This window comes from Sutcliffiella horikoshii (assembly GCF_020524325.1).
Classification (GTDB): domain Bacteria; phylum Bacillota; class Bacilli; order Bacillales; family Bacillaceae_I; genus Sutcliffiella_A; species Sutcliffiella_A horikoshii_D.
The window spans coordinates 33,297-56,293 of the sequence record NZ_JAIVKY010000016.1 but is presented as its reverse complement, the minus strand read 5'-3'; the positions used below and the strand labels follow the sequence as shown (position 1 = coordinate 56,293).

Here is a 22,997-nt window from a genome sequence, read left to right as displayed (position 1 = left end):
AGGCTTCGTAATTCTAGCCCCTCTTTTTTAAGCCTTTAACTCACTGTAACCGCAGTAATTGCACAAAGTGAAAAAACATATATTGTGTCCTCAGTGGTATTTGTTAGATAAACTAGGCAGTCTTTCACCAGAAGCACCGTCAAGTCTGCTAATTCTGCATCTACCCCATTAATGAAAAGTTCAGCCGTTAACTGTTGGGGAAATCTACGGGCGGCATCCAATTCTTCTCCAATGGCACTTGCACAACAAGAGCAGTCACATTTCCCTTTATCTTGCGAGCAACCTGCATTCAGGTTGTTGATATAATCCTGTATCAAAGTGAATAGCTCACCTGGAGGATCTTCTTCATCTTCTGTCACACTTAACCCTGCAACTTTACATAACTGTGCAGCTGTTATCGGCCCTGTTTCTCCTTCATCACGAAATCTAATGAGGAAACAGCTTTCTACATCTGTTATTATTTGGTCGTCTATAGGATTACCTAACCCTGTAGCACTTGCTAAATAAATGTCAACTCCCTCTTCTACATCTAATGAGCGTTGTGTGTCTCTTACAAAGCATAAAAATTCCGAGAGTGCTTCAGTACAACAGTCACACTCTTTGGATTTTCTCTTGTCTTTTCTACAGTCTTTATGATCAAAGGATTTTGTACAAAACGGGGAATCCGGGCAGCAATTGCATTTATGCACCGGGAATGGGAATGGGTACGGAAAAGGCATAAAATCACCACACTTTACATTTACATTTACTCCACTAACATCGATAGGTGTCGAAATGGACTGATTATTTTGTAACGGAGAGATATTGGTATGCCCTTCATTTGTCTGATCTCCATTTCTTTGATTTCCATGTCTTTGAAGTTGATTTTGAGGACCTTGAAATGCATTTTGAGTAGCCTCTGGACCATCTTGGATAACCACCTGTCCTTCTTGTACAGGAGTCGCCTCACTATCCTGAACTTGAACAGGAATCTGAACTTGACATTGATCTTGCTCCGACTTCTGGCTTTTGAAGGAACAGCAGCATTTATCTGAATGTTGGAAGCACTTACTACAATGTCCCATTATTTCACCACCTTTCCTTACAGTGTATGCACACCATATAGACATGCTATGGTTATATACCTATATAGACCATACAGAAATTCTTAACGGCCGGTTCATTCAACAAAGATGATCTGATGGGGATATGTAAAGTAGGACTGCATAGGTGGAGGTTAGCAGCATAAAAAAACCCCTGACCGTATAGGCCAGGGGTTTTTCGAAATTGAAAATTAACGTTTTGAGAACTGAGGTGCACGACGAGCGCCCTTAAGTCCGTATTTTTTACGCTCTTTCATACGCGCGTCACGAGTTAGGAACCCTGCACGCTTTAAAGTAGCACGGAACTCAGGATCAGCTTGCAATAATGCACGAGCGATTCCGTGACGGATCGCACCAGCTTGACCAGTGTATCCTCCACCGTCAACGTTTACTAATACATCGTAGTTACCTTCTGTTTCAGTAACTGCCAATGGTTGTTTAACAACGTTACGTAGAGCTTCGAATGGGATGTAGTTTTCGATATCACGATCGTTGATCACGATTTGTCCGTTACCAGGAACTAGACGTACACGTGCAACGGAGCTTTTACGACGACCTGTGCCGTAGTATTGTACTTGTGCCAAAGTTATACCCTCCTTATTAATTAACCGCGAAGTTCGTAAACTTCAGGTTGTTGTGCTTGGTGTGGATGCTCGCTTCCAGCATACACATTCAATTTTTTAGCTTGCTGACGTCCAAGACTTCCTTTTGGAAGCATGCCTTTGATTGCTAGTTCTAACATCTTTGTAGGATAGTTAGTACGCATTTCCAAAGCCGTTCTTTGTTTAAGTCCACCTGGGTGCATTGTGTGACGGTAGTAGATCTTACCGTTCAACTTGTTACCTGTTAAGTGGATTTTTTCTGCATTGATAATGATAACATGATCTCCAGTGTCTACGTTTGGAGTAAAAGTTGGTTTATGTTTACCACGTAAAATGGATGCAACTTCACTTGCAAGACGACCTAAAGTTTGACCTTCAGCGTCAACCACGTACCATTTACGATTAATTTCGCTAGCTTTCGCCATAAACGTTGTACGCATTAAATTTCCCTCCTAAAAAAAATAAAGCTTTTATTTTTCATTTCTTAATATATTTTATTCATCACGATGAAACTCTTCCGGGGCTTGATCGTGGGGTTAAAATACATACCATGTGATATCTTATCTCTTTTTTGCGAGATTGTCAAGAAGATGTTACACCAGGATTAGTTGTCATCATAAACCACGTTCCATAAGTATAAACCGTGTGCTGGTGCCGTTCTTCCAGCCGCTCCCCGATCTCTTGCTTCCAGGATTAAAAAAATATCTCTTGGTAATTTTTTACCTTGTCCAATTTCGAGTAAGGTGCCAACGATAATACGTACCATATTATATAAAAAGCCGTTGCCGATAATACGGAATTCCAGGTCCTCGCCTTTCAAATCCACTTCAAGTGAGTAGATGGTTCTCACCTTATCCTCTACTTCAGTTTTTGCAGAACAAAAGCTCGTAAAGTCGTGTTCGCCAATAAAATATCCACACGCTTCCTTTACAGCTGCCAAATCCAACGAGTAAGGATAATGAAACACCTGATCTCGGTCAAAAACATTAAAGTCCTTTGCCAGGCTCACCTTGTAACGGTATTCCTTTTTTACCACATCAAAACGCGCGTGGAAGTCCCCTGAGACAGACTCTACCCTCTTCACCCAAATATCTTTGGGCAAATGGGCATTCAGCGCCCTCTGCCAGGCTGCATCGGGAATGGTTAAAGGTGAATCATAGTGCAGGACTTGGCCCACTGCATGGACACCTGCATCAGTGCGGCCAGAAGCTGAAACCTTTATCTCTGTCCCCTTATGGATTCGGGACAATGCCTTCTGGACCTCCAGTTGAACTGTGCGCTTCTCCTTCTGAATCTGATACCCTTCAAACCCGGCCCCGTCATAGGTTAGGATACATTTTAATCTATTCATCATATCTAACTCCATTATGTTCGGATAAGAACTAAGATAAACGTTAGTACGGCCAAGGTCACCATCAATAAGGTATCTTTTAGCTGCCATTCTAGCAGGCGGAATTTTGTTCTTCCCTCGCCGCCTTTATACCCGCGCGCTTCCATCGCCGTAGCAAGCTCCTCTGCGCGTTTAAACGCACTGATGAACAATGGGACAAGCAAAGGAACCAACGCCTTTACACGCTCCTTCAGAGGCCCTACGGTAAAGTCAGCACCTCTAGCACTCTGTGCCTTCATGATCTTGTCTGTCTCCTGCATCAAGGTCGGGATGAATCGCAAGGAAATGGACATCATCAGGGCAAGTTCATGAACAGGCACGCCCACCTTTTTAAACGGACCAAATAACGTCTCCATCCCGTCTGTCACCTCAATTGGTGTAGTGGTCAAGGTAAGGATGGTGGTGATTGCGATCAAGAATAAAAAGCGTAAAGAAATAAAGATAGCTTGTATGATGCCTTCTTCGTACACCTGAATAAAGCCTACTTCAAAAAGCAACGTCCCTTCCTTCGTCAAAAAAACATGAAAAAGCATCGTAAAGATGATAATCCAGATGATCGGTTTAAGCCCTTTTAAAATAAAAGGTATCGGTATTTTAGTAAGCAACACGATCGTCAACGTAAAGGCCGCAAGTAACGCGTAGCCCCAAACATTATTGGCAAGAAACACAACCATGACGAAAATAAAGACAAGCAGCAGTTTTGCTCTCGGGTCCATCCGGTGAATAAGAGAGGTCCCCGGAACATAACGACCAATGATTAAATTATTCAAATCCCTCATCCCCCTTTTCCAAGCGGGAGGCGATCGCTTCTGCCACTTCTTCAACAGTCAGACACACTTGGCTGAATTCTTTATTCATACGCAATCCCAGTTCTTTCATAAACAGGACCGTCTCTGGAACATCCAATCCAAGCTTCTTAATTTCCTCCGCCTGGCCGAAAATCTCCCTTGGTGTCCCTTTTAACCCAACAGTCCCTTTGTTCATTACCATGATAGAATCTGCGTATTTTGCCGCATCCTCCATGCTGTGGGTGACAAGGATGGTGGTCAGATTCTGCTCTTTATGCAGTTTATAAAAAAGGTCCATGATTTCTTTGCGTCCTCGTGGATCTAGGCCTGCTGTCGGTTCGTCTAGTACTAGAACCTCCGGCTGCATCGCAAGCACCCCGGCTATCGCCACCCGGCGCATCTGACCCCCACTTAAATCAAACGGGGAAGATTCCAGATACCTATCAGGCAGTCCAACAAGCTTAAGCGCCTCTCTTGCCCGCCTTTTTGCTTCCTCTTCTGGGACACCAAAATTTAGCGGACCAAAGCAAACATCCTTCTCCACGGTTTCATCAAACAGCTGATGTTCAGGAAATTGAAAAACAATCCCTACCTTTTTGCGCAAAGCCTTGATGTTCTTTTCCTTCTTATTAGCATGTAACGTGATATCGCCAACTTGAATGGTGCCGTTTGTAGGTCGTAACAGTCCATTAAGATGTTGTAGCAAGGTAGACTTCCCTGATCCTGTATGACCAATAATGGCGGTGTAAGAGTTCTCAGGAATCATCATATCTACATCATAAAGGGCGACCCTTTCAAAAGGAGTATTCAGCTGATAGCGATGCTCTAAATCCTTGATTGTAATTTGCATAACTCATCCATCAGCCTTTCCCTATTGGTTGGGTCTGTTTCAAACTCCACACCCAACTCTTGCAGTTTATTTGCCAAGATAATTGGAAAAGGCAAATCAAGCCCAATCTCCACAAGCTTATCTCCCATTCGGAAAACTTCATCCGGAGTTCCTTCGCCAAACACTTCTCCGCCGTTCAACACAATAATCTTATCTGCTCTCGCTGCCTCTTCTAAATCATGAGTAATGGATATTACCGTTACTCCCACCTGTTGCCTGAGCTCTTCTATGGTGTCGATTACTTCCTTACGTCCAATAGGATCAAGCATACTTGTAGCTTCATCCAAAATAATAATCGATGGTCGCAGCGCAATTAAACCTGCAATGGCCACACGTTGCTTCTGGCCTCCAGAGAGCTGATGTGGCTCTTGGGTTAAAAAAGATTCCATCCCTACTTTTTCAATCCCCTCAGCCACGCGGGAAATCATCTCTTCGCGGGGGACGCCAATATTTTCTAAACCAAACGCAACATCGTCCTCTACCGTCGAACCTACAAATTGATTATCCGGGTTTTGAAAGACCATTCCTACCTGCCTTCTAATATCCCAAATCGTTTCTTCCGTTAATTCTATCCCCTGAACTATTACAGACCCAACTGTCGGTAGCTGCAAGCCGTTCAGGATTCTAGCTAACGTGGACTTACCGGAGCCGTTATGGCCAACGATCGCTGTCCATTCTCCTTGTTCCACTTTAAGATTAATATTCTTTAACGTATCCTCTTCTTGGTTTGCGTAGCGGAAGGACAAACCCTTCACTTCTAAGATGGCCATCGAAAATACAACTCCTCTCTTCTCCGCTTAACTAACTCTCTCTAATATAGACTTAACCTTCAAAAAAAGAAAATAGGTAGTACAAAAACCCACTGCTCAACATAGCTCAAGAGCATGGGTTAGGTTATACACCCTTGTTGCTTTGCGTTTCAGGTGTTCGCTTTCCGCGGGAAGGTGCTTGAGCCTCCTCACTTCGTTGCGGGGTCTCAACCAACCTTTTCTCCCCCGCTGGAGTCTCACACCTTGCACTCCAAGCAACAGGGAGTTACTGGTTTAAATTCATAGATAGTCGAGACTTTAACCCCTTTTTATGAGATCTCCAAATCTATATTGAATGATATTTACAGCTGGTGATTGGAGCAAAAGGCGTAGACTCCTGCGGGGGAGTAGCGACAATGTTGAGACCCCGCAGGGCGCAGCCCGAGGAGGCTCAAGGTCGCCCCGCGGAAAGCGCAGCCTTTTGCGGAAATCACCAGCGGTGTATCAAACAGTCTTCTAATATAAATAGACAAAAAAATAAAGGGCTTAGATCAGTCATTACAACTGTCCGCCCTTATTTATGACTGACTATAGTAAGTTAAAAGATTCGTTACCTCCTCTTTAACCCACTATCATCTAATATATATTATACAAGTTCAATGATAACCATTGGAGCTCCGTCTCCACGACGAGGTCCAAGTTTCATGATACGAGTGTATCCACCTTGACGCTCTTCATAACGTGGAGCGATATCAGCGAATAACTTTTGAACTGCGTCTTGACCAGTTTCTGCGTTCGCTACTTCATGACGAACGTAAGAAGCTGCTTGACGACGAGCGTGTAAGTCACCACGCTTACCAAGAGTAATCATTTTTTCTACTAAAGAACGTAATTCTTTCGCACGTGCTTCTGTAGTTTCAATGCGCTCACTGATGATCAAGTCAGTAGTCAAGTCACGTAACATTGCTTTACGTTGTGCGCTAGTACGACCTAATTTTCTGTATCCCATGTTGATGTTCCCTCCTTCTGTAGAAAGTCATGAAAGGTTCAAACACATAAAGATGCCTAGTTTTCCAAGTAAAAACTAGTCATCTTTACGCAGGCCAAGACCAAGCTCTTCTAATTTGTGCTTGACTTCTTCTAAAGATTTACGGCCTAAGTTACGAACTTTCATCATATCTTCTTCTGTCTTATTTGCAAGTTCTTGAACAGTGTTGATGCCAGCACGCTTCAGGCAGTTGTAAGAACGAACGGATAGATCTAATTCTTCGATAGTCATCTCTAGAACTTTCTCTTTCTGATCTTCTTCTTTTTCTACCATGATTTCAGCGTTTTGCGCTTCGTCTGTCAATCCTACAAATATATTTAAGTGTTCAGTTAAAATCTTTGCCCCAAGTGCTACTGCTTCTTGTGGACCGTTACTACCATCTGTCCATACATCTAATGTAAGCTTGTCATAGTTAGAGACTTGGCCTACACGTGTATTTTCAACATAATAAGAAACGCGAGAAACTGGAGTGAAAATGGAATCAATCGGAATAACACCGATCGGTTGGTCTTCACGTTTGTTTCCGTCCGCTGGTACATATCCACGACCGCGCTTTGCAGTGAAACGGATACGTAGGTGAGCGTCCTTCGCTAACGTAGCGATATGAAGGTCAGGGTTAAGGATTTCAACATCGCTGTCATGAGTAATGTCAGCAGCTGTTACAGCTCCTTCACCTTGTACATCGATCTCTAACGTCTTCTCATCATCTGAATAGATTTTTAATGCTAGCTTCTTAACGTTCAAAATAACTGTTGTAACATCTTCAACGACGCCTTCAATTGTTGAGAACTCATGCAGTACACCATCTATTTGGATAGATGTTACAGCGGCACCAGGAAGTGAGGATAAAAGAATACGACGTAAGGAGTTACCCAAAGTTGTTCCATATCCACGCTCAAGTGGCTCGACGACGAATTTACCATAGTTGGCGTCATCGCTGATTTCAACCGTTTCGATTTTTGGTTTTTCGATTTCTAACATTCATAACCCTCCTTCAAAACGTCGAAACCCCGGAAAGACATAGAATGTCTTACCGAAATTCCCCATAGGTATGTCCCGATTGTGCACAACAACAACATTTAATTATCTCTGTATATTTTTAAACTGTATCATCAGCCATTATTGACATGTATACAAAATCTATACAGACAAATTAAACACGGCGACGTTTTGGTGGACGGCAACCGTTATGAGGTACTGGGGTTACGTCTCTGATAGCAGTTACTTCAAGACCAGCTGCTTGTAAAGCACGGATTGCTGCTTCACGACCAGCTCCAGGGCCTTTAACTGTAACTTCAAGAGTTTTTAAACCGTGCTCCATGCAAGCTTTAGCTGCTGTTTCAGCTGCCATTTGCGCTGCGAATGGAGTAGATTTACGTGAACCTCTGAAGCCAAGAGCACCTGCACTAGACCACCCAATTGCATTTCCGTGAGAGTCAGTAATCGTTACGATTGTGTTATTGAATGTTGAACGGATATGCGCGATACCTTGCTCAATATTCTTTTTCACACGGCGTTTACGTGTATTAGTTTTGCGTGCCATATTTAACTTACCTCCTTACTTACTTAAAATTATTTCTTTTTGTTTGCTACAGTACGACGAGGTCCTTTACGTGTACGAGCATTGTTTTTAGTGTTTTGACCGCGAACCGGTAAACCACGACGGTGACGAAGACCACGGTAGCAACCGATCTCGATTAGACGTTTAATGTTAAGAGATACTTCACGACGAAGGTCACCCTCAACTTTAATTTTATCTACAACATCACGAATTTTTCCTAATTCTTCTTCCGTTAAGTCGCGAACGCGAGTGTCTTCAGAAACACCTGCTTCAGCCAAAACTTTCTCAGCTGTAGAACGACCGATACCGAAAACATATGTTAATGAAATTACAACGCGCTTGTCGCGAGGAACATCAACACCAGCAATACGTGCCATATATGCGCACCTCCCTCAAGTTATCCTTGTTTTTGTTTGTGTTTCGGGTTTTCACAAATAACCATGACTTTGCCTTTTCTACGAATAACTTTACATTTTTCGCAGATCGGCTTAACAGATGGTCTCACTTTCATCTTATATTACCTCCCTGATAGTACGGAGTGCTAAAATAGGTTTATTTAAAACGATACGTAATTCTACCGCGTGTTAAATCGTATGGAGAAAGCTCCACCGTTACTTTATCTCCTGGTAGGATTCGAATAAAGTGCATACGTATTTTCCCAGATACATGAGCCAACACAGTATGACCATTTTCCAATTCTACTTTAAACATAGCATTTGGTAAAGTCTCAATGACCGTACCTTCTACTTCAATTACATCGTCTTTCGCCATTAATTAAGTTCTCCCTTCTTCAAATCAGTAACAAGCTCATTAACAAATCTGGTCAGTGCGAAACGCAGCTTTCCATTTGTCACACGGCCTGTTTCCTTCATACTGTTCTGAACTTCTGGAGACACGTAATCAAAAAATTCAAGATGATGAATGTTCTTTTTCTTTGGGCGGTCAAACTTCCGCTTGTCTCCATCCGCTAGGACGACAAAACGCTCATCAAGAATTTTAATAATTACGGCATACTGTCCGGCATCTCTGCCTTGAGTAATCGAAACAATTTGGCCTACTTGCAAAGTCGAATCAGATTCGATCAAGCAATATCACCTCTTAGGCTTTTGTTAAGATCTCGTAGCCTGTTTCTGTAATAGCGACCGTATGTTCAAAATGAGCACACATTTTACCGTCAACAGTAACAACAGTCCAGTCATCTGCTAGCGTTTTTACGTAGCGGGTGCCTGCATTGACCATTGGTTCAATTGCAAGAACCATACCAGGTTTTAACCGTGGACCTTTGTTAGGAGGTCCATAATGAGGAATTTGTGGGTCTTCATGTAAGTCTTGACCAATTCCATGCCCTACATACTCTCTCACAATTGAAAAATCGTGAGCTTCCGCATACGTTTGAATCGCATGGGAAACATCAGAGAGACGAGCGCCCGGTTTTACTTCCTTGATGCCTTCATACAATGATTGTTCCGTGACTTCAAGTAATCGCTTTGTTTCATCGGATATGTTACCAACAGCATACGTCCAAGCGGAGTCACCGTGGTAACCATTATACTTAGCACCAATATCTATGCTAATGATATCTCCGTCTTTCAGTACACGATCGCCGGGAATACCATGAACAAGTTCTTCATTGACAGAAGCGCAGATGCTTCCGCGAAAACCATTATACCCCTTAAACGAAGGAATTGCATCATGTTTGCGGATGAATTTCTCAGCAATATCATCCAATTGCTTCGTTGTTACACCAGGTACAATATGTTTTTTTAATTCTTGGTGTGTAAGAGCGACAATTCTACCTGCTTCTCTCATGATTTCAAGTTCACGAGGAGTTTTACAGATGATCATTACGCCTGACCTCCAAGAAGTTCTTCTATATCAGCGAATACTTTATCGATCGCTTGTTGGCCATTAATATTGCGAAGATAGCCTTTGGACTCGTAGAAGTCTAGCAATGGCTTAGATTGTTTAACGTTCACTTCAAGACGGTTACCCACTGTCTCTTCGTTGTCATCAGCACGTTGATAAAGTTCTCCTCCACACTTGTCACAAACGCCATCCTTTGCAGGCGGGTTGAATACCAAATGGTAAGTAGATCCGCAATCTTTACAAATACGACGCCCAGTTAAACGTTCCATAAGAATGCTTTGGTCGACATTGACGTTGATGACATAGTCAATTTTACGACCTAGTTCTTCTAACATTTGCTCAAGAGCATCTGCTTGAGGAACCGTTCTTGGGAAACCATCTAATAGAAAGCCGTCTTTGCAATCTTCTTTTTCTAATCTTTCACGAACGATACCGATCGTCACTTCATCCGGAACAAGCTGACCTTGATCCATGAAAGACTTAGCTTTCATGCCTAGTTCAGTTTCTTCCTTCATAGCAGCACGAAACATATCTCCAGTAGAGATATGAGGGATATTGTACTTTTCGACAATTCGTTCTGCTTGAGTACCTTTACCGGCACCCGGAAGTCCCATTAGAACTAAATTCATCTTTTTGCCCCCTCAGTATCTTGTGAAGTATATTGGGATAAATTTATCCCAATTACTTCATTACTTGATAAAACCTTTATAATGACGCTTCACTAACTGGCTTTCTAGTTGTTTCATCGTCTCAAGTGCAACACCTACGACGATTAGTAGACTAGTACCGCCAATCTGCACTGCTGCAGGAAGACCGGCAAAGCTCATAAAGATAATAGGTAGGATAGAAATAGCTGCTAAGAATAATGCACCCACAAAAGTTAGTCGGTAAATTATCTTTGTCAAATATTCCTGTGTATTTAAACCAGGACGAATTCCTGGAATATATCCGCCTTGTTTCTTTAAGTTTTCTGCCATTTGTTCAGGATTAGACTGAACAAATGTGTAGAAGTAAGTGAAGGCAATTATAAGAGCTACATATACAACCATACCGATTGGATTCGTATAGTCAAAAGTACGAATGATCCAATTTGTCACAGCATTCTCGTTAAAGAATGATGCGATTGTCGGTGGTGTAATGATAAAGGATACTGCAAAGATAACCGGAATTACCCCTGCTGCATTAACCTTTAAAGGTAAGTGTGTAGTATGTCCTCCACCAGTAGGAGCGCGACCTGCCATCTTCTTCGCATACTGAATTGGAATTTTACGTAACGCTTGCTGGATGAAGATTACACCTACGATAACAGCTAAGATTGCAAGAACGATGAGTGCAACAATAACAAGATTTATGAACAACTGATCACCAGCATCCTGGATCAAAGATGCGTAAATCTGGTTTGCGCCGGTTGGGATTGCAGATACGATACCAGCGAAGATCAGAATGGAGATTCCGTTTCCTACGCCATGTGCCGTGATTTGCTCACCAAGCCACATCAAGAATGCAGTTCCTGCTGTTAACACTAATGCTATAAGCAGATAAGTAGTGAATGTCGGATTCGTAATCAATTGACCGCTGGCCATTGTATTGAACCCGATTGACATACCAATTGCCTGGATGAAACCAAGTACAATGGTAAAATACCTAGTGAATTGAGCTAGTTTGCGACGTCCAGCTTCTCCTTGTTTTGACCACTCCGTAAATTTCGGAACAACATCCATTTGCAATAATTGCACGATGATGGACGCTGTGATGTATGGCATTACACCCATGGCTAGAATAGAGAAGTTCTGAAGAGCTCCACCACCAAAAGTATTCAGGATACCAAAAACACTAAGTTCATCCTGGAATTTCAAAATGTCAGAGTTCACCCCTGGTACTGGGATAAACGTACCGATACGGAAAATTACTAACATTAATAGGGTGAAGACAATTTTCTTTCTTATATCACCCACGCGCATAAAATTGGAGAATGTCTGGAACATTAAATCACCTCAACTGAACCGCCAGCTGCTTCGATAGCTTCCTTAGCTGCTGAGGAGAATTTATGAGCACGAACTGTAAGCTTTTTCTCGATAGAACCGTTACCCAATACTTTAAGACCAGCGTTTAATTTGCTAACTAAACCTGTTTCAAGAAGTAATTCAGGAGTAACTTCAGTTCCTTCGTCAAAGCGGTTTAAAGCATCAAGGTTGATGATTGCATACTCTTTACGATTGATGTTCGTGAATCCGCGCTTAGGTAAGCGTTGGAATAGAGGTGTTTGACCACCTTCGAATCCAGGACGAACGCCACCGCCAGAGCGTGCATTTTGACCTTTATGACCTTTACCAGAAGTTTTTCCGTTACCAGAACCAGTTCCGCGACCTACACGGTTGCGCTCTTTACGAGATCCTTCGTTAGGTTTTAACTCATGAAGTTTCATTGTGGCACCTCCTTATTTAAAAAACCGTTTCTATTTATTGCTCTTTCACAGTAACAAGGTGAGTTACCTTGTTAATCATTCCACGGATAGCTGCGTTATCCTCTTGGACAACTGTTTGGTGCATCTTTTTCAAACCAAGGGCTTGAACAGTCGCACGTTGATCTTGTGGACGACCGATTACACTGCGAGTGAGGGTGATTGCTAATTTGTTCGCCATTTTGTTTCCCTCCTTATCCTAACAGTTCTTCTACCGTTTTACCACGCAATTTAGCAACGTCCTCTGCACGTTTCAATTGCTTTAATCCGTTAAGTGTTGCACGGATCATGTTGATTGGTGTGTTAGATCCTAAAGATTTAGAAAGGATGTCTTGAACACCCGCTAACTCAAGTACCGCACGAACTGGTCCTCCAGCGATAACCCCAGTACCTTCAGAAGCAGGCTTCAATAGGATTTCTCCAGAACCGAACTCTCCAAGTACTTGGTGAGGAATTGTTGTACCAACGATAGGTACAGCAACTAAGTTCTTTTTCGCATCTTCAATTGCTTTACGGATTGCTTCAGGTACCTCTTGAGCTTTACCAGTACCAAAACCAACATTACCGTTTTTATCTCCTACTACTACAAGAGCAGCAAAGCGGAAACGACGTCCACCTTTTACTACTTTCGCAACGCGGTTAACCGTAACAACGCGTTCTTCAAGTTCTAATTTGTTTGGATCAATACGACGCATCAGTGTCCCTCCTTTGTCGATTAAAATTCTAGACCAGCCTCACGTGCAGCATCTGCTAATGCTTTCACACGGCCGTGATATAAGTATCCACCGCGGTCGAATACTACTGATTTGATTCCTTTTTCAATTGCGCGCTTTGCAACAAGTTCTCCAACTGCTTTCGCGGACTCAACGTTGCTACCGTTTGCTGTTACATCTTTGTCAAGTGTAGAAGCACTTGCGATTGTTACAGCGTTAGTATCGTCGATCACTTGAGCGTAAATGTGTTGGTTGGAACGGAACACATTTAAACGTGGACGAGTTGCAGTTCCTGATAACTTAGCACGAACACGAGTGTGTCTTTTCTTACGAGTAGAATTCTTATCAGGTTTTGTAATCATCGTGCAGTCACTCCTTTCTATCTGCTTATGCCGTATTACTTAGCAGTTTTACCTTCTTTACGACGTACTTGTTCACCTTCATAACGAATACCTTTACCTTTGTAAGGCTCTGGTGGGCGAACGTCACGAATGTTAGCTGCTAAAGCACCTACGCGCTCTTTATCAATACCTTTAATAACGATCTTTGTGTTTGCCGGTACTTCCACTTCAATCCCCTGTTCAGGAGTGATTTCAACTGGATGAGAGTAACCAACGTTAAGAACTAGTTTGTTACCTTGCTTAGACGCACGGTAACCTACCCCGATAAGTTCCAATCCTCTTTCGAAACCAGCTGTAACACCTTGAACCATGTTGTTTAAAAGTGCACGAGTTGTTCCGTGGATTGTACGGTGTTCTTTGCTATCAGAAGGACGTACTACTGTTAATACGTTCTCTTCTACTGTAATAGCCATTTCTTGGCTGAATGTACGAGTTAATTCACCTTTAGGACCTTTTACGGTAACTGTGTTGTTGTCGTTTGTAATTGTAACCCCTGTTGGGATTTCAATAGGTTTTTTACCTACACGTGACATAGTTACACCTCCGTTCATTTAAAGAAATTTATTACCAAACGTATGCTAATACTTCTCCACCAGCTTGTTTTTGACGAGCTTCTTTATCAGTGATAACACCTTGAGAAGTAGAGATGATCGCAATACCTAAACCGTTTAATACACGAGGTACTTCATTTGCTTTTGCATAAACACGAAGACCAGGCTTACTGATACGCTTAAGACCAGTAATTACACGCTCGTTGTTAGCACCGTATTTTAAGAAAATACGAATGATACCTTGTTTGTTGTCTTCGATAAATTCTACGTCACGTACGAAACCTTCACGCTTTAAGATTTCAGCAACTTCTTTTTTGATTTTAGAAGCAGGAAGTTCAAGCTTCTCGTGACGTACCATGTTCGCATTGCGGATGCGAGTAAGCATATCTGCAATAGGATCTGTCATAACCATTTAATTTACCTCCTTCCCAATTATCGGGTTTTACCAACTTGCTTTTTTAACGCCAGGAATTTGGCCTTTATAAGCTAATTCACGGAAACAAATACGGCAAAGCTTAAACTTACGGATTACAGAGTGGGGACGTCCACAACGTTCGCAACGAGTGTAAGCCTGCACGTTATATTTTGGTGTGCGCTTTTGTTTCGCAATCATTGATTTTTTAGCCACATTTTCGCCTCCCTCTACCACACGCTGGTATTATTTTTGGAATGGCATTCCGAATGATGTTAAAAGCTCACGAGCTTCTTCATCAGTGTTAGCAGTAGTAACGATAACGATATCCATACCACGAACCTTGCTAACTTTATCGTAATCAATTTCAGGGAAGATAAGTTGCTCTTTCACTCCAAGAGTGTAGTTTCCACGACCGTCGAAAGACTTCTTGGAGATTCCACGGAAGTCACGAACACGTGGTAGGGAAACAGATACTAACTTATCTAGGAATTCGTACATACGCTCGCCGCGTAATGTAACTTTCGCACCGATAGGCATTCCTTCACGAAGACGGAAACCAGCGATAGATTTTTTCGCTCTTGTTACAACAGGTTTTTGACCAGTGATAGAAGTTAATTCTTCAACAGCTGTGTCTAAAGCCTTAGAGTTTGCTACTGCATCACCAACACCCATGTTGATAACGATTTTCTCAAGCTTTGGAGCTTGCATCACAGATTGATAGTTAAACTTGCCCATTAGAGCAGGAATAATTTCGCTTTGATACTTTTCTTTTAGGCGGTTCATCAAAAGTACCTCCTTTCTTCAACGTTCTATTTATCTAATTGTTCACCTGATTTTGTTGCAACACGTACTTTTTTACCGTCTACTACCTTGTATCCTACACGAGTCGGTTCACCGGACTTAGGATCTAAAGGCATAACGTTTGATACATGAATAGGTGCCTCACGGTTGATGATTCCACCTTGAGGATTTTCTTGAGATGGTTTAGCGTGCTTTTTGATCACGTTGATACCTTCTACAAGAACACGGTCTTTCTTAGGATAAGATTCAAGAATAACTCCTTGTTTACCTTTATCCTTACCAGAGATAACTACAACTTTATCACCTTTTTTGACATGCATCCTTTCGCACCTCCTTGACAAACATCTTTTCGATTTATTACAGAACTTCTGGAGCTAAAGATACAATCTTCATGTAGTTGTTATCACGTAGTTCACGTGCAACTGGTCCGAAGATACGAGTTCCACGAGGGCTCTTATCATCCTTGATGATTACGCATGCGTTCTCATCGAAACGGATGTATGAACCGTCATTACGACGAACTCCGCGCTTTGTACGTACTACAACAGCTTTCACTACGTCACCTTTTTTAACAACGCCTCCTGGTGTTGCTTGTTTCACTGTACAAACAATAACATCACCAATGTTAGCGTAGCGACGACCAGATCCACCTAGTACTTTAATAGCAAGCACTTCACGAGCACCTGAGTTATCAGCAACTTTCAAACGAGATTCTTGTTGAATCATGCATGGTACCTCCCTTCGGAATTAAATATCCGAACTTATATATTAGATAATTACAGCTTTCTCTACAACCTCTAGCAAACGGAAACGCTTCGTAGAAGATAATGGACGAGTCTCCATGATTTTTACGATGTCGCCAGTTTTAGCCGTGCTATTCTCATCATGCGCTTTGTACTTTTTAGAGTACTTAACACGTTTGCCGTAGAGTGGGTGAGTTTTGTAAGTTTCAACTAGTACTGTGATTGTTTTGTCCATTTTATCGGAAACAACACGACCAGTGTAAACTTTACGTTGGTTACGTTCACTCATTTTCGCGAACCTCCTCTTGATTATTTGTTAGAAGCGATCTCTCTCTCGCGAACTACTGTTTTCATACGAGCGATTGACTTACGTACTTCGCGAATACGAGCAGTGTTTTCTAATTGACCAGTCGCTAATTGAAAGCGTAGGTTAAATAACTCTTCTTTTAAAGATTTCACTTTTTGTTCAATCTCGGCAGTGGTTAAGTCGCGTAGTTCATTAGCTTTCATTAGATTCACCACCAATTTCTTCACGTTTTACGAACTTACATTTAACTGGCAACTTGTGCATAGCTAAACGTAATGCTTCACGAGCTACTTCTTCAGATACACCTGAAATTTCAAACATAACCTTTCCAGGTTTAACAACTGCTACCCATCCTTCTGGAGCACCTTTACCGGAACCCATTCGGACCTCTAGAGGTTTTGCAGTGTATGGTTTTGAAGGGAAAATTTTAATCCAAACTTTACCGCCACGTTTCATGTAACGAGTCATCGCACGACGCGCAGCTTCGATTTGACGGTTAGTGATCCAAGAAGCTTCAAGAGATTGTAATCCGAACTCTCCGAAATGTACTTCTGTACCGCCTTTCGCTTTACCACGCATTTTTCCACGATGTTCGCGGCGATATTTTACGCGTTTTGGTAATAACATAATTATTTTCCTCCTTCCTCAGTTTTCTTCTTCGTAGGAAGGACCTCTCCACGGTAGATCCATACTTTCACACCTAATTTACCGTAAGTTGTATCAGCTTCTGCTGTACCATAGTCAATATCAGCGCGAAGAGTATGAAGTGGAACTGTACCCTCACTATAATGTTCAGAACGAGCGATATCTGCTCCGCCTAGGCGACCAGAAACCATCGTTTTAATACCTTTCGCACCAGCGCGCATTGCACGTTGAAGTGATTGCTTTTGAGCACGACGGAAAGATACACGGTTTTCTAATTGACGAGCGATGTTTTCAGCTACTAATTTAGCATCAAGATCTGCTCTCTTAACCTCTAAAATGTTGATGTGTACACGTTTACCAGTTAATTGGTTAAGTGCTTTACGTAATGCTTCAACTTCCGTACCACCTTTACCAATAACCATACCTGGCTTAGCAGTGTGAACAGTAACGTTCAGACGGTTTGCAGCACGTTCGATTTCTACTTTAGAAACAGATGCGTCATTTAGACGTTTTGCGATGTATTCGCGAACTTTGATGTCTTCATGTAGCAGGTTAGCATAATCTTTGCCTGCGTACCATTTGGACTCCCAGTCACGAATGACTCCTACACGAAGACCGATCGGATTTACCTTTTGACCCACTGGTTATCCCTCCTTCTTTTCTGATACCACGATTGTAATGTGGCTAGTACGTTTGTTAATTTGGCTCGCACGACCCATTGCACGAGGGCGGAAACGTTTCAAAGTAGGACCTTCGTTAACGTATGCCTCAGATACAACTAGTGAGTTTGCGTCCATTTCAAAATTGTGCTCTGCATTTGCAATAGCGGACTTTAGAACCTTTTCGATTACTGGTGAAGCAGCTTTTGGAGTTAATGCCAAAATAGCTACCGCTTCGCCTACTTGCTTGCCTCGAATTAAATCCATAACTAGACGAGCTTTACGAGGAGCAATACGAACTGTTCTTGCAACAGCTTTAGCTTGCATGTAAAAGCCTCCTCTCTAATTAGCGTTTTGTTTTCTTATCATCATTTCCGTGACCTTTGTAAGCACGAGATGGAGCGAATTCTCCAAGCTTGTGACCTACCATGTCTTCTGTCACATATACAGGTACGTGTTTACGGCCATCATATACAGCGATTGTATGTCCGATAAATTGTGGGAAAATAGTAGAACGACGAGACCAAGTTTTAACAACTTGCTTACCATCAGTTTCATTTAACTTTTCAATCTTGTTCATTAAATGATCATCTACAAAAGGCCCTTTTTTCAAGCTGCGACCCATGTGGAAACCTCCCTTCGTGATTGCTCTACGGCTCCTTTGAACCGTAGTACAACCCCGTTATTTTTTACGACGACGAACGATAAATTTGTCAGACTTGTTCTTTTTCTTACGAGTTTTGAATCCAAGAGTCGGTTTGCCCCAAGGAGTCATAGGTGACTTACGTCCGATTGGAGAACGTCCTTCACCACCACCGTGCGGGTGATCGTTAGGGTTCATTACAGAACCACGTACAGTTGGGCGAATACCCATCCAACGAGAACGTCCTGCTTTACCAATGTTGATAAGTTCGTGTTGCTCGTTACCTACTTGACCTACAGTAGCGCGGCAAGTAGAAAGAATCATACGAGTTTCACCAGAAGTTAAACGTACAAGTACGTATTTGCCTTCTTTACCAAGTACTTGAGCAGAAGTTCCTGCAGAGCGAACTAATTGTCCACCTTTACCTGGTTTTAACTCGATGTTGTGGATTACAGTACCAACTGGGATGTTGATTAGTGGTAGTGCATTTCCTACTTTGATATCTGCTTCAGGACCAGCCATTACAGTCATTCCTACTTCTAAGTTCTTAGGAGCAAGGATGTAACGCTTTTCCCCATCTGCATAATTGATTAACGCGATATTAGCGGAACGGTTAGGATCGTACTCGATTGTAGCAACGCGTCCTGGTATACCATCTTTATCACGTTTAAAGTCGATGACGCGGTATTGACGTTTGTGTCCACCACCTTGGTGACGTACAGTCAATTTACCTTGGTTATTACGACCACCTTTTCTGTGTAACGGTTGAAGCAAGCTTTTTTCTGGTTTGTCTGTAGTGATCTCAGCAAAATCAGAAACTGTCATGCCACGACGTCCATTAGAGGTTGGTTTGTATTTTTTAATCGCCATCATGTTCCCTCCTTTTCGATGATGTTTTTATTTTTGTATTAAACCTCGAAGAATTCGATTTCTTTGCTATCAGCTTTTAAAGTTACGATAGCTTTTCTACGACGGTTAGTTAATCCGCTATGACGACCTACACGACGGAATTTACCTTTGTAGTTCATGATGTTTACTTTTTCAACGTCTACGCCAAAGATCGCTTCAACAGCATCTTTAACTTCAGTCTTATTAGCTCTAACATCTACTTCAAAAGTATATTTCTTTTCAGTCATTAAATCTGTAGAACGCTCAGTAATCACGGGGCGCTTAAGAACATCACGATGATCTCTCATTATGCAAGCACCTCCTCTAATTTTTGAACAGCGTCTTTCGTAAAGATTACTTTATCGTGGTTAACAACGTCTAACACGTTCACACCATTTACTGTAACAACTGTTACTCCAGGAATGTTACGAGCAGATAAAGCAACGTTTTCGTCAGCGTCAGCTGTTACGATCAACGCTTTACGATTGATTTCTAAACCTTTTAATACAGAAGTCATTTCTTTTGTTTTTGGTGCATCAAAAGCTAATCCTTCTAATACTAATAGTTCGTTTTCTAATACCTTAGATGATAATGCAGATTTGATAGCTAAGCGACGAACTTTTTTAGGAAGTTTGTAGCTGTAGCTTCTTGGTGTAGGACCGAATACGATACCACCACCACGCCATTGTGGAGAGCGGATAGATCCTTGACGAGCACGACCAGTACCCTTTTGACGCCATGGTTTGCGTCCACCACCTGCTACTTCAGAACGTCCTTTTACTTTTGCAGTACCTTGACGTTGAGATGCTCTTTGCATAATGATCGCATCGAACAATACGCTGTTATTTGGCTCAATACCGAATACAGCATCTGCTAATTCAACTTCACCAACGTTTGCGCCAGCTTGGTTGTATAATGCTACTTTAGGCATTTGTAGTTCCTCCTTTCCTAAACAATTAGTTTGCTTTTATAGCACTTTTAATTGTGATTAAAGATTTTTTTGGACCAGGTACGTTACCTTTAACAAGTAATAGGTTACGTTCTACGTCTACTTTCACGATCTCAAGGTTCTGGATAGTAATGCGCTCTCCACCCATACGTCCAGGTAATAGTTTACCTTTGAATACACGGTTTGGAGCAACAGGTCCCATAGAACCAGGACGACGGTGATAACGGGAACCGTGACTCATTGGGCCACGAGATTGGTTATGGCGCTTAATGGAGCCTTGGAAACCTTTACCCTTTGAGATTCCTGTTACATCTACTACATCGCCTTCTGCGAAAATATCAACTTTGACTTCTTGACCAACTTCTAAGTTAGCTCCACTGATTTCACGAATGAAGCGCTTAGGTGCTGTGTTCGCTTTAGCAACGTGTCCTTTTAAAGGCTTGTTCGCTAATTTATCGCGTTTGTCAGCAAAACCAATCTGAACCGCTTCGTATCCGTCTGTTTCAACAGTTTTAACTTGAAGTACAACGTTTGGTGTAGCTTCAATTACTGTTACAGGGATAAGATCGCCGTTTTCAGCAAAAACTTGAGTCATACCAACTTTTCTTCCTAAGATTCCTTTGGTCATCAGTCACACCTCCTAGATTAATTAAGTAATTTATTGATTAAAGCTTGATTTCGATATCTACACCAGATGGTAGGTCTAAACGCATTAAGCTGTCAACCGTTTGTGGTGTTGGATTAATGATGTCGATTAAGCGCTTATGAGTGCGCATTTCGAATTGCTCACGAGAATCTTTATATTTGTGTACCGCACGTAAGATTGTGTATACAGATCTTTCCGTTGGTAACGGAATAGGACCAGAAACAGTTGCACCTGAACGTTTTGCAGTTTCAACGATCTTCTCAGAAGATTGATCTAGAATTCTGTGATCATAAGCTTTTAAACGAATGCGAATCTTTTCTTTTGCCATTATTTTTCCCTCCTTTTTTCGCCTATATTATTGATAGACATTCTCCGTGAAAATTAACCTGTCACACTCGCCATGGCAAAGCGGCCGGGTGTGCCAGCAACCTTTCACATCATCGCAGTCAAAGACCAACATTACCTATTATACATGGTGTTAATAGACAATGCAACTATATTTCAAAAATATCTCTGAGCACTTTTCATATTATAACGAGAAGTATTGTTTATTGCAACAGGTGGGAATGGAATTTGTTTGTTTCAGTTTTTTCCAGTTGGAATTGGCGGATAATTATATAGAAGAAAGACGTTTTATGATGGTGGAGGTTGCTTTGATTGAAGTGATTTTTTGGGGGACTCTCTTGTGCGGAATTTCTGCTGAATTATCTTCAATGCAGTTATGATGACAATCTCATGCTGCTTTCTCTATCGGAATTGTCTTCATTGACCTTATGAAGACAATCTCAGCCTGCTTTCTTTCTCGGAATTGTCTTCATTCATCTTATGATGACAATCTCGGTCCGCTTTCTCTCTCAGAATTGTCTTCATTCACTATATCGAAACCAAAAAAGCCGGCACCCCTCAATCGGGATGCCGGCTTATAAAAAGATCTATGTTAGATCCAAAAATTACTCTTGGATAGTCGCTACTACGCCAGCGCCTACAGTACGTCCACCTTCACGAATAGAGAACTTAGTTCCTTCTTCGATAGCGATTGGAGAGATAAGTTCAACAGTCATCTCAACGTTGTCGCCAGGCATAACCATTTCGATGCCTTCAGGTAGGTTACAAATACCAGTTACATCAGTTGTACGGAAGTAGAACTGAGGACGGTAGTTTGTGAAGAATGGAGTGTGACGTCCACCCTCTTCTTTAGATAGTACGTAAACTTCAGCTTTGAACTTTGTGTGTGGAGTGATTGTACCAGGCTTAGCTAATACTTGTCCACGTTGGATGTCGTCACGAGCAACCCCACGAAGAAGTGCACCGATGTTGTCTCCAGCTTCAGCATAGTCAAGAAGCTTACGGAACATTTCTACTCCAGTTACAGTAGTAGATTTTGGCTCTTCAGTTAAACCGATGATTTCGATAGTGTCACCAACTTTAACTTGTCCACGCTCAACACGTCCAGTAGCAACTGTTCCACGACCAGTGATAGAGAATACGTCCTCAACTGGCATCATGAATGGCTTTTCAGTGTCACGAGCTGGTGTTGGGATGTAGTCATCAACTGCAGCCATAAGCTCAACGATTCTTTCTTCCCACTCAGCGTCTCCTTCAAGAGCTTTAAGAGCAGAACCTTTGATTACAGGAACATCGTCTCCAGGGAAATCGTACTCAGAAAGAAGGTCACGAACTTCCATTTCAACTAGTTCTAATAATTCTTCGTCGTCTACCATGTCGCATTTGTTTAAGAATACTACTAGGTAAGGTACACCTACTTGACGAGAAAGAAGGATGTGCTCACGAGTTTGTGGCATTGGGCCGTCAGCAGCAGATACTACTAGGATTCCGCCGTCCATTTGAGCAGCACCAGTGATCATGTTTTTAACATAGTCAGCATGTCCTGGGCAGTCAACGTGTGCATAGTGACGAGTATCAGTTTCGTACTCAACGTGAGCTGTAGAGATTGTGATTCCACGCTCTCTTTCTTCTGGAGCAGCATCGATCATGTCGTATGCCATTGCAGCACCTTTACCGCTCTTCTTAGCAAGAACAGTAGTGATTGCAGCTGTTAAAGTTGTTTTACCGTGGTCAACGTGACCGATTGTACCGATATTAGCATGAGTCTTGGATCTATCGAATTTCTCTTTACCCATTGTTATATCCTCCTTAGAATTTCATTAATTTTTATTTTATATGTTATTAACAAGTGATT

The 22,997-nt window shown here is 42.0% G+C and carries 40 protein-coding genes; 1 reads left to right on the top strand and 39 read right to left on the bottom strand.

Annotated elements, in window-relative coordinates:
- Positions 1-35 precede the first annotated feature (35 nt).
- The 38 genes from LC091_RS19400 to rpsJ all read right to left on the bottom strand — a co-directional run bounded on the left by LC091_RS19400 (position 36) and on the right by rpsJ (position 21,125).
- Positions 36-1,064 (bottom strand): hypothetical protein, encoded by a 1,029-nt coding sequence (locus LC091_RS19400; protein WP_226683689.1) that lies wholly within the window; start codon positions 1,062-1,064, stop codon positions 36-38.
- Positions 1,065-1,273: 209 nt separating this feature from the next.
- Positions 1,274-1,666 (bottom strand): 30S ribosomal protein S9, encoded by a 393-nt coding sequence (gene rpsI, locus LC091_RS19395; protein ID WP_010191551.1) that lies wholly within the window; start codon positions 1,664-1,666, stop codon positions 1,274-1,276.
- Positions 1,667-1,686: 20 nt separating this feature from the next.
- Complete coding sequence (gene rplM, locus LC091_RS19390; RefSeq protein WP_010191550.1) at positions 1,687-2,124, bottom strand: 50S ribosomal protein L13; 438 nt, start codon at positions 2,122-2,124, stop codon at positions 1,687-1,689.
- A gap of 164 nt (positions 2,125-2,288) precedes the next feature.
- Positions 2,289-3,038, bottom strand: coding sequence for a tRNA pseudouridine(38-40) synthase TruA (gene truA / locus LC091_RS19385; RefSeq protein WP_319003689.1), 750 nt, complete (start codon positions 3,036-3,038; stop codon positions 2,289-2,291).
- Positions 3,039-3,049: 11 nt separating this feature from the next.
- Positions 3,050-3,853: an energy-coupling factor transporter transmembrane component T family protein gene (locus LC091_RS19380; protein WP_226683687.1), complete on the bottom strand. Its 804-nt coding sequence runs from the start codon at positions 3,851-3,853 to the stop codon at positions 3,050-3,052.
- Complete coding sequence (locus LC091_RS19375) at positions 3,837-4,712, bottom strand: energy-coupling factor ABC transporter ATP-binding protein (RefSeq protein ID WP_226683686.1); 876 nt, start codon at positions 4,710-4,712, stop codon at positions 3,837-3,839. The genes LC091_RS19380 and LC091_RS19375 overlap by 17 nt, the downstream gene beginning before the upstream one ends.
- A complete protein-coding gene (locus tag LC091_RS19370) occupies positions 4,688-5,521 on the bottom strand; it encodes an energy-coupling factor ABC transporter ATP-binding protein (RefSeq protein WP_226683685.1) in 834 nt (277 codons plus the stop codon). The genes LC091_RS19375 and LC091_RS19370 overlap by 25 nt, the downstream gene beginning before the upstream one ends.
- Positions 5,522-6,146: 625 nt before the next feature.
- Positions 6,147-6,509, bottom strand: a complete 363-nt coding sequence (rplQ, locus tag LC091_RS19365) for a 50S ribosomal protein L17 (protein WP_010191541.1) — start codon at positions 6,507-6,509, stop codon at positions 6,147-6,149.
- 75 nt (positions 6,510-6,584) lie between these two features.
- On the bottom strand, positions 6,585-7,529 hold the full coding sequence (locus LC091_RS19360) for a DNA-directed RNA polymerase subunit alpha (protein ID WP_148990109.1): 945 nt from the start codon (positions 7,527-7,529) through the stop codon (positions 6,585-6,587).
- A 172-nt stretch (positions 7,530-7,701) separates the two neighbouring features.
- Positions 7,702-8,091 (bottom strand): 30S ribosomal protein S11, encoded by a 390-nt coding sequence (rpsK, locus tag LC091_RS19355; RefSeq protein ID WP_010191537.1) that lies wholly within the window; start codon positions 8,089-8,091, stop codon positions 7,702-7,704.
- 29 nt (positions 8,092-8,120) lie between these two features.
- Positions 8,121-8,486, bottom strand: a complete 366-nt coding sequence (gene rpsM, locus LC091_RS19350; RefSeq protein ID WP_010191536.1) for a 30S ribosomal protein S13 — start codon at positions 8,484-8,486, stop codon at positions 8,121-8,123.
- A gap of 20 nt (positions 8,487-8,506) precedes the next feature.
- On the bottom strand, positions 8,507-8,620 hold the full coding sequence (gene rpmJ / locus LC091_RS19345; RefSeq protein ID WP_003156543.1) for a 50S ribosomal protein L36: 114 nt from the start codon (positions 8,618-8,620) through the stop codon (positions 8,507-8,509).
- A 41-nt stretch (positions 8,621-8,661) separates the two neighbouring features.
- Positions 8,662-8,880, bottom strand: a complete 219-nt coding sequence (gene infA / locus LC091_RS19340; RefSeq protein ID WP_010191517.1) for a translation initiation factor IF-1 — start codon at positions 8,878-8,880, stop codon at positions 8,662-8,664.
- Complete coding sequence (locus tag LC091_RS19335; protein WP_319003688.1) at positions 8,880-9,194, bottom strand: KOW domain-containing RNA-binding protein; 315 nt, start codon at positions 9,192-9,194, stop codon at positions 8,880-8,882. Before LC091_RS19335 ends, infA begins: the two co-directional genes overlap by 1 nt.
- Before the next feature lie 13 nt (positions 9,195-9,207).
- Positions 9,208-9,954: a type I methionyl aminopeptidase gene (gene map, locus LC091_RS19330; protein WP_010191515.1), complete on the bottom strand. Its 747-nt coding sequence runs from the start codon at positions 9,952-9,954 to the stop codon at positions 9,208-9,210.
- The gene (locus tag LC091_RS19325) at positions 9,954-10,604 is read right to left on the bottom strand and encodes an adenylate kinase (RefSeq protein WP_226683683.1); all 651 of its coding nucleotides are present in this window, start codon (positions 10,602-10,604) and stop codon (positions 9,954-9,956) included. The genes map and LC091_RS19325 overlap by 1 nt, the downstream gene beginning before the upstream one ends.
- A gap of 60 nt (positions 10,605-10,664) precedes the next feature.
- Complete coding sequence (gene secY, locus LC091_RS19320) at positions 10,665-11,960, bottom strand: preprotein translocase subunit SecY (protein WP_226683681.1); 1,296 nt, start codon at positions 11,958-11,960, stop codon at positions 10,665-10,667.
- Positions 11,960-12,400 (bottom strand): 50S ribosomal protein L15, encoded by a 441-nt coding sequence (gene rplO / locus LC091_RS19315; RefSeq protein ID WP_148990105.1) that lies wholly within the window; start codon positions 12,398-12,400, stop codon positions 11,960-11,962. Before rplO ends, secY begins: the two co-directional genes overlap by 1 nt.
- A 34-nt stretch (positions 12,401-12,434) precedes the next feature.
- Complete coding sequence (rpmD, locus tag LC091_RS19310; RefSeq protein ID WP_226683679.1) at positions 12,435-12,617, bottom strand: 50S ribosomal protein L30; 183 nt, start codon at positions 12,615-12,617, stop codon at positions 12,435-12,437.
- A gap of 13 nt (positions 12,618-12,630) precedes the next feature.
- Entirely contained in the window at positions 12,631-13,131 is a 501-nt protein-coding gene (rpsE, locus tag LC091_RS19305; protein WP_060666597.1) for a 30S ribosomal protein S5, read from the bottom strand.
- Between the two features lie 20 nt (positions 13,132-13,151).
- Positions 13,152-13,511, bottom strand: coding sequence for a 50S ribosomal protein L18 (gene rplR / locus LC091_RS19300; protein ID WP_060666598.1), 360 nt, complete (start codon positions 13,509-13,511; stop codon positions 13,152-13,154).
- Positions 13,512-13,546: 35 nt separating this feature from the next.
- On the bottom strand, positions 13,547-14,083 hold the full coding sequence (rplF, locus tag LC091_RS19295; RefSeq protein WP_010191508.1) for a 50S ribosomal protein L6: 537 nt from the start codon (positions 14,081-14,083) through the stop codon (positions 13,547-13,549).
- A 31-nt stretch (positions 14,084-14,114) separates the two neighbouring features.
- Positions 14,115-14,513, bottom strand: a complete 399-nt coding sequence (gene rpsH / locus LC091_RS19290; protein ID WP_010191507.1) for a 30S ribosomal protein S8 — start codon at positions 14,511-14,513, stop codon at positions 14,115-14,117.
- 30 nt (positions 14,514-14,543) lie between these two features.
- Entirely contained in the window at positions 14,544-14,729 is a 186-nt protein-coding gene (locus LC091_RS19285) for a type Z 30S ribosomal protein S14 (RefSeq protein WP_060666600.1), read from the bottom strand.
- Positions 14,730-14,759: 30 nt separating this feature from the next.
- Positions 14,760-15,299 carry a 50S ribosomal protein L5 gene (gene rplE, locus LC091_RS19280; protein WP_226683677.1) on the bottom strand — a complete coding sequence of 180 codons (540 nt, stop codon included), beginning with the start codon at positions 15,297-15,299 and terminating at the stop codon, positions 14,760-14,762.
- A 26-nt stretch (positions 15,300-15,325) separates the two neighbouring features.
- The gene (gene rplX, locus LC091_RS19275; RefSeq protein WP_010191502.1) at positions 15,326-15,637 is read right to left on the bottom strand and encodes a 50S ribosomal protein L24; all 312 of its coding nucleotides are present in this window, start codon (positions 15,635-15,637) and stop codon (positions 15,326-15,328) included.
- Between the two features lie 37 nt (positions 15,638-15,674).
- A complete protein-coding gene (rplN, locus tag LC091_RS19270; RefSeq protein WP_010191501.1) occupies positions 15,675-16,043 on the bottom strand; it encodes a 50S ribosomal protein L14 in 369 nt (122 codons plus the stop codon).
- 42 nt (positions 16,044-16,085) lie between these two features.
- Positions 16,086-16,349 (bottom strand): 30S ribosomal protein S17, encoded by a 264-nt coding sequence (gene rpsQ / locus LC091_RS19265; protein WP_060666602.1) that lies wholly within the window; start codon positions 16,347-16,349, stop codon positions 16,086-16,088.
- A 20-nt stretch (positions 16,350-16,369) separates the two neighbouring features.
- Positions 16,370-16,570, bottom strand: a complete 201-nt coding sequence (gene rpmC, locus LC091_RS19260) for a 50S ribosomal protein L29 (RefSeq protein ID WP_010191499.1) — start codon at positions 16,568-16,570, stop codon at positions 16,370-16,372.
- Positions 16,560-16,994: a 50S ribosomal protein L16 gene (gene rplP / locus LC091_RS19255; protein WP_010191498.1), complete on the bottom strand. Its 435-nt coding sequence runs from the start codon at positions 16,992-16,994 to the stop codon at positions 16,560-16,562. The genes rpmC and rplP overlap by 11 nt, the downstream gene beginning before the upstream one ends.
- Before the next feature lie 2 nt (positions 16,995-16,996).
- Positions 16,997-17,653, bottom strand: a complete 657-nt coding sequence (gene rpsC, locus LC091_RS19250) for a 30S ribosomal protein S3 (protein WP_060666603.1) — start codon at positions 17,651-17,653, stop codon at positions 16,997-16,999.
- Between the two features lie 3 nt (positions 17,654-17,656).
- Complete coding sequence (gene rplV / locus LC091_RS19245; protein WP_226683675.1) at positions 17,657-17,998, bottom strand: 50S ribosomal protein L22; 342 nt, start codon at positions 17,996-17,998, stop codon at positions 17,657-17,659.
- 19 nt (positions 17,999-18,017) lie between these two features.
- Entirely contained in the window at positions 18,018-18,296 is a 279-nt protein-coding gene (gene rpsS / locus LC091_RS19240; RefSeq protein ID WP_088016682.1) for a 30S ribosomal protein S19, read from the bottom strand.
- Positions 18,297-18,353: 57 nt separating this feature from the next.
- Positions 18,354-19,184, bottom strand: a complete 831-nt coding sequence (rplB, locus tag LC091_RS19235; RefSeq protein ID WP_148990122.1) for a 50S ribosomal protein L2 — start codon at positions 19,182-19,184, stop codon at positions 18,354-18,356.
- Between the two features lie 38 nt (positions 19,185-19,222).
- On the bottom strand, positions 19,223-19,510 hold the full coding sequence (rplW, locus tag LC091_RS19230) for a 50S ribosomal protein L23 (RefSeq protein WP_010191491.1): 288 nt from the start codon (positions 19,508-19,510) through the stop codon (positions 19,223-19,225).
- Entirely contained in the window at positions 19,510-20,133 is a 624-nt protein-coding gene (gene rplD, locus LC091_RS19225) for a 50S ribosomal protein L4 (protein ID WP_226683673.1), read from the bottom strand. The genes rplW and rplD overlap by 1 nt, the downstream gene beginning before the upstream one ends.
- Before the next feature lie 25 nt (positions 20,134-20,158).
- The gene (rplC, locus tag LC091_RS19220) at positions 20,159-20,779 is read right to left on the bottom strand and encodes a 50S ribosomal protein L3 (RefSeq protein WP_168864269.1); all 621 of its coding nucleotides are present in this window, start codon (positions 20,777-20,779) and stop codon (positions 20,159-20,161) included.
- 37 nt (positions 20,780-20,816) lie between these two features.
- Complete coding sequence (gene rpsJ / locus LC091_RS19215; RefSeq protein ID WP_010191483.1) at positions 20,817-21,125, bottom strand: 30S ribosomal protein S10; 309 nt, start codon at positions 21,123-21,125, stop codon at positions 20,817-20,819.
- Positions 21,126-21,393: 268 nt separating this feature from the next.
- On the opposite strand from rpsJ, the gene LC091_RS20465 reads away from it, so the two are divergent.
- Complete coding sequence (locus LC091_RS20465) at positions 21,394-21,522, top strand: hypothetical protein (RefSeq protein ID WP_264179393.1); 129 nt, start codon at positions 21,394-21,396, stop codon at positions 21,520-21,522.
- 225 nt (positions 21,523-21,747) lie between these two features.
- Here the strand turns inward: LC091_RS20465 and tuf are convergent, their stop codons facing one another.
- Positions 21,748-22,938 (bottom strand): elongation factor Tu, encoded by a 1,191-nt coding sequence (gene tuf / locus LC091_RS19210; protein WP_168864270.1) that lies wholly within the window; start codon positions 22,936-22,938, stop codon positions 21,748-21,750.
- Between the last annotated feature and the right edge of the window lie 59 nt (positions 22,939-22,997).

What these genes read in the sequence shown, in the direction of transcription:
- rpsH (WP_010191507.1), bottom strand. Translation starts at nt 14,513, where the DNA reads ATGGTTATGACAGATCCTATTGCAGATATGCTTACTCGCATCCGCAAT.
- map (WP_010191515.1), bottom strand. Translation starts at nt 9,954, where the DNA reads ATGATCATCTGTAAAACTCCTCGTGAACTTGAAATCATGAGAGAAGCA.
- rplR (WP_060666598.1), bottom strand. Translation starts at nt 13,511, where the DNA reads ATGATTACAAAACCTGATAAGAATTCTACTCGTAAGAAAAGACACACT.
- LC091_RS19380 (WP_226683687.1), bottom strand. Translation starts at nt 3,853, where the DNA reads ATGAGGGATTTGAATAATTTAATCATTGGTCGTTATGTTCCGGGGACC.
- rplD (WP_226683673.1), bottom strand. Translation starts at nt 20,133, where the DNA reads ATGCCTAAAGTAGCATTATACAACCAAGCTGGCGCAAACGTTGGTGAA.
- rpsE (WP_060666597.1), bottom strand. Translation starts at nt 13,131, where the DNA reads ATGCGTCGTATTGATCCAAACAAATTAGAACTTGAAGAACGCGTTGTT.
- LC091_RS19370 (WP_226683685.1), bottom strand. Translation starts at nt 5,521, where the DNA reads ATGGCCATCTTAGAAGTGAAGGGTTTGTCCTTCCGCTACGCAAACCAA.
- rplE (WP_226683677.1), bottom strand. Translation starts at nt 15,299, where the DNA reads ATGAACCGCCTAAAAGAAAAGTATCAAAGCGAAATTATTCCTGCTCTA.
- rpsJ (WP_010191483.1), bottom strand. Translation starts at nt 21,125, where the DNA reads ATGGCAAAAGAAAAGATTCGCATTCGTTTAAAAGCTTATGATCACAGA.
- rpsM (WP_010191536.1), bottom strand. Translation starts at nt 8,486, where the DNA reads ATGGCACGTATTGCTGGTGTTGATGTTCCTCGCGACAAGCGCGTTGTA.
- truA (WP_319003689.1), bottom strand. Translation starts at nt 3,038, where the DNA reads ATGATGAATAGATTAAAATGTATCCTAACCTATGACGGGGCCGGGTTT.
- rplN (WP_010191501.1), bottom strand. Translation starts at nt 16,043, where the DNA reads ATGATTCAACAAGAATCTCGTTTGAAAGTTGCTGATAACTCAGGTGCT.
- rplC (WP_168864269.1), bottom strand. Translation starts at nt 20,779, where the DNA reads ATGACCAAAGGAATCTTAGGAAGAAAAGTTGGTATGACTCAAGTTTTT.
- rpsQ (WP_060666602.1), bottom strand. Translation starts at nt 16,349, where the DNA reads ATGAGTGAACGTAACCAACGTAAAGTTTACACTGGTCGTGTTGTTTCC.
- rplO (WP_148990105.1), bottom strand. Translation starts at nt 12,400, where the DNA reads ATGAAACTTCATGAGTTAAAACCTAACGAAGGATCTCGTAAAGAGCGC.
- rpmC (WP_010191499.1), bottom strand. Translation starts at nt 16,570, where the DNA reads ATGAAAGCTAATGAACTACGCGACTTAACCACTGCCGAGATTGAACAA.
- secY (WP_226683681.1), bottom strand. Translation starts at nt 11,960, where the DNA reads ATGTTCCAGACATTCTCCAATTTTATGCGCGTGGGTGATATAAGAAAG.
- LC091_RS19325 (WP_226683683.1), bottom strand. Translation starts at nt 10,604, where the DNA reads ATGAATTTAGTTCTAATGGGACTTCCGGGTGCCGGTAAAGGTACTCAA.
- rplM (WP_010191550.1), bottom strand. Translation starts at nt 2,124, where the DNA reads ATGCGTACAACGTTTATGGCGAAAGCTAGCGAAATTAATCGTAAATGG.
- LC091_RS19400 (WP_226683689.1), bottom strand. Translation starts at nt 1,064, where the DNA reads ATGGGACATTGTAGTAAGTGCTTCCAACATTCAGATAAATGCTGCTGT.
- rplP (WP_010191498.1), bottom strand. Translation starts at nt 16,994, where the DNA reads ATGTTATTACCAAAACGCGTAAAATATCGCCGCGAACATCGTGGAAAA.
- rpsS (WP_088016682.1), bottom strand. Translation starts at nt 18,296, where the DNA reads ATGGGTCGCAGCTTGAAAAAAGGGCCTTTTGTAGATGATCATTTAATG.
- tuf (WP_168864270.1), bottom strand. Translation starts at nt 22,938, where the DNA reads ATGGGTAAAGAGAAATTCGATAGATCCAAGACTCATGCTAATATCGGT.
- rplX (WP_010191502.1), bottom strand. Translation starts at nt 15,637, where the DNA reads ATGCATGTCAAAAAAGGTGATAAAGTTGTAGTTATCTCTGGTAAGGAT.
- rpsK (WP_010191537.1), bottom strand. Translation starts at nt 8,091, where the DNA reads ATGGCACGCAAAACTAATACACGTAAACGCCGTGTGAAAAAGAATATT.
- rplW (WP_010191491.1), bottom strand. Translation starts at nt 19,510, where the DNA reads ATGAGAGATCATCGTGATGTTCTTAAGCGCCCCGTGATTACTGAGCGT.
- LC091_RS19360 (WP_148990109.1), bottom strand. Translation starts at nt 7,529, where the DNA reads ATGTTAGAAATCGAAAAACCAAAAATCGAAACGGTTGAAATCAGCGAT.
- rpmD (WP_226683679.1), bottom strand. Translation starts at nt 12,617, where the DNA reads ATGGCGAACAAATTAGCAATCACCCTCACTCGCAGTGTAATCGGTCGT.
- rplB (WP_148990122.1), bottom strand. Translation starts at nt 19,184, where the DNA reads ATGGCGATTAAAAAATACAAACCAACCTCTAATGGACGTCGTGGCATG.
- LC091_RS19375 (WP_226683686.1), bottom strand. Translation starts at nt 4,712, where the DNA reads ATGCAAATTACAATCAAGGATTTAGAGCATCGCTATCAGCTGAATACT.
- rplF (WP_010191508.1), bottom strand. Translation starts at nt 14,083, where the DNA reads ATGTCACGTGTAGGTAAAAAACCTATTGAAATCCCAACAGGGGTTACA.
- infA (WP_010191517.1), bottom strand. Translation starts at nt 8,880, where the DNA reads ATGGCGAAAGACGATGTAATTGAAGTAGAAGGTACGGTCATTGAGACT.
- rpmJ (WP_003156543.1), bottom strand. Translation starts at nt 8,620, where the DNA reads ATGAAAGTGAGACCATCTGTTAAGCCGATCTGCGAAAAATGTAAAGTT.
- rplV (WP_226683675.1), bottom strand. Translation starts at nt 17,998, where the DNA reads ATGCAAGCTAAAGCTGTTGCAAGAACAGTTCGTATTGCTCCTCGTAAA.
- rplQ (WP_010191541.1), bottom strand. Translation starts at nt 6,509, where the DNA reads ATGGGATACAGAAAATTAGGTCGTACTAGCGCACAACGTAAAGCAATG.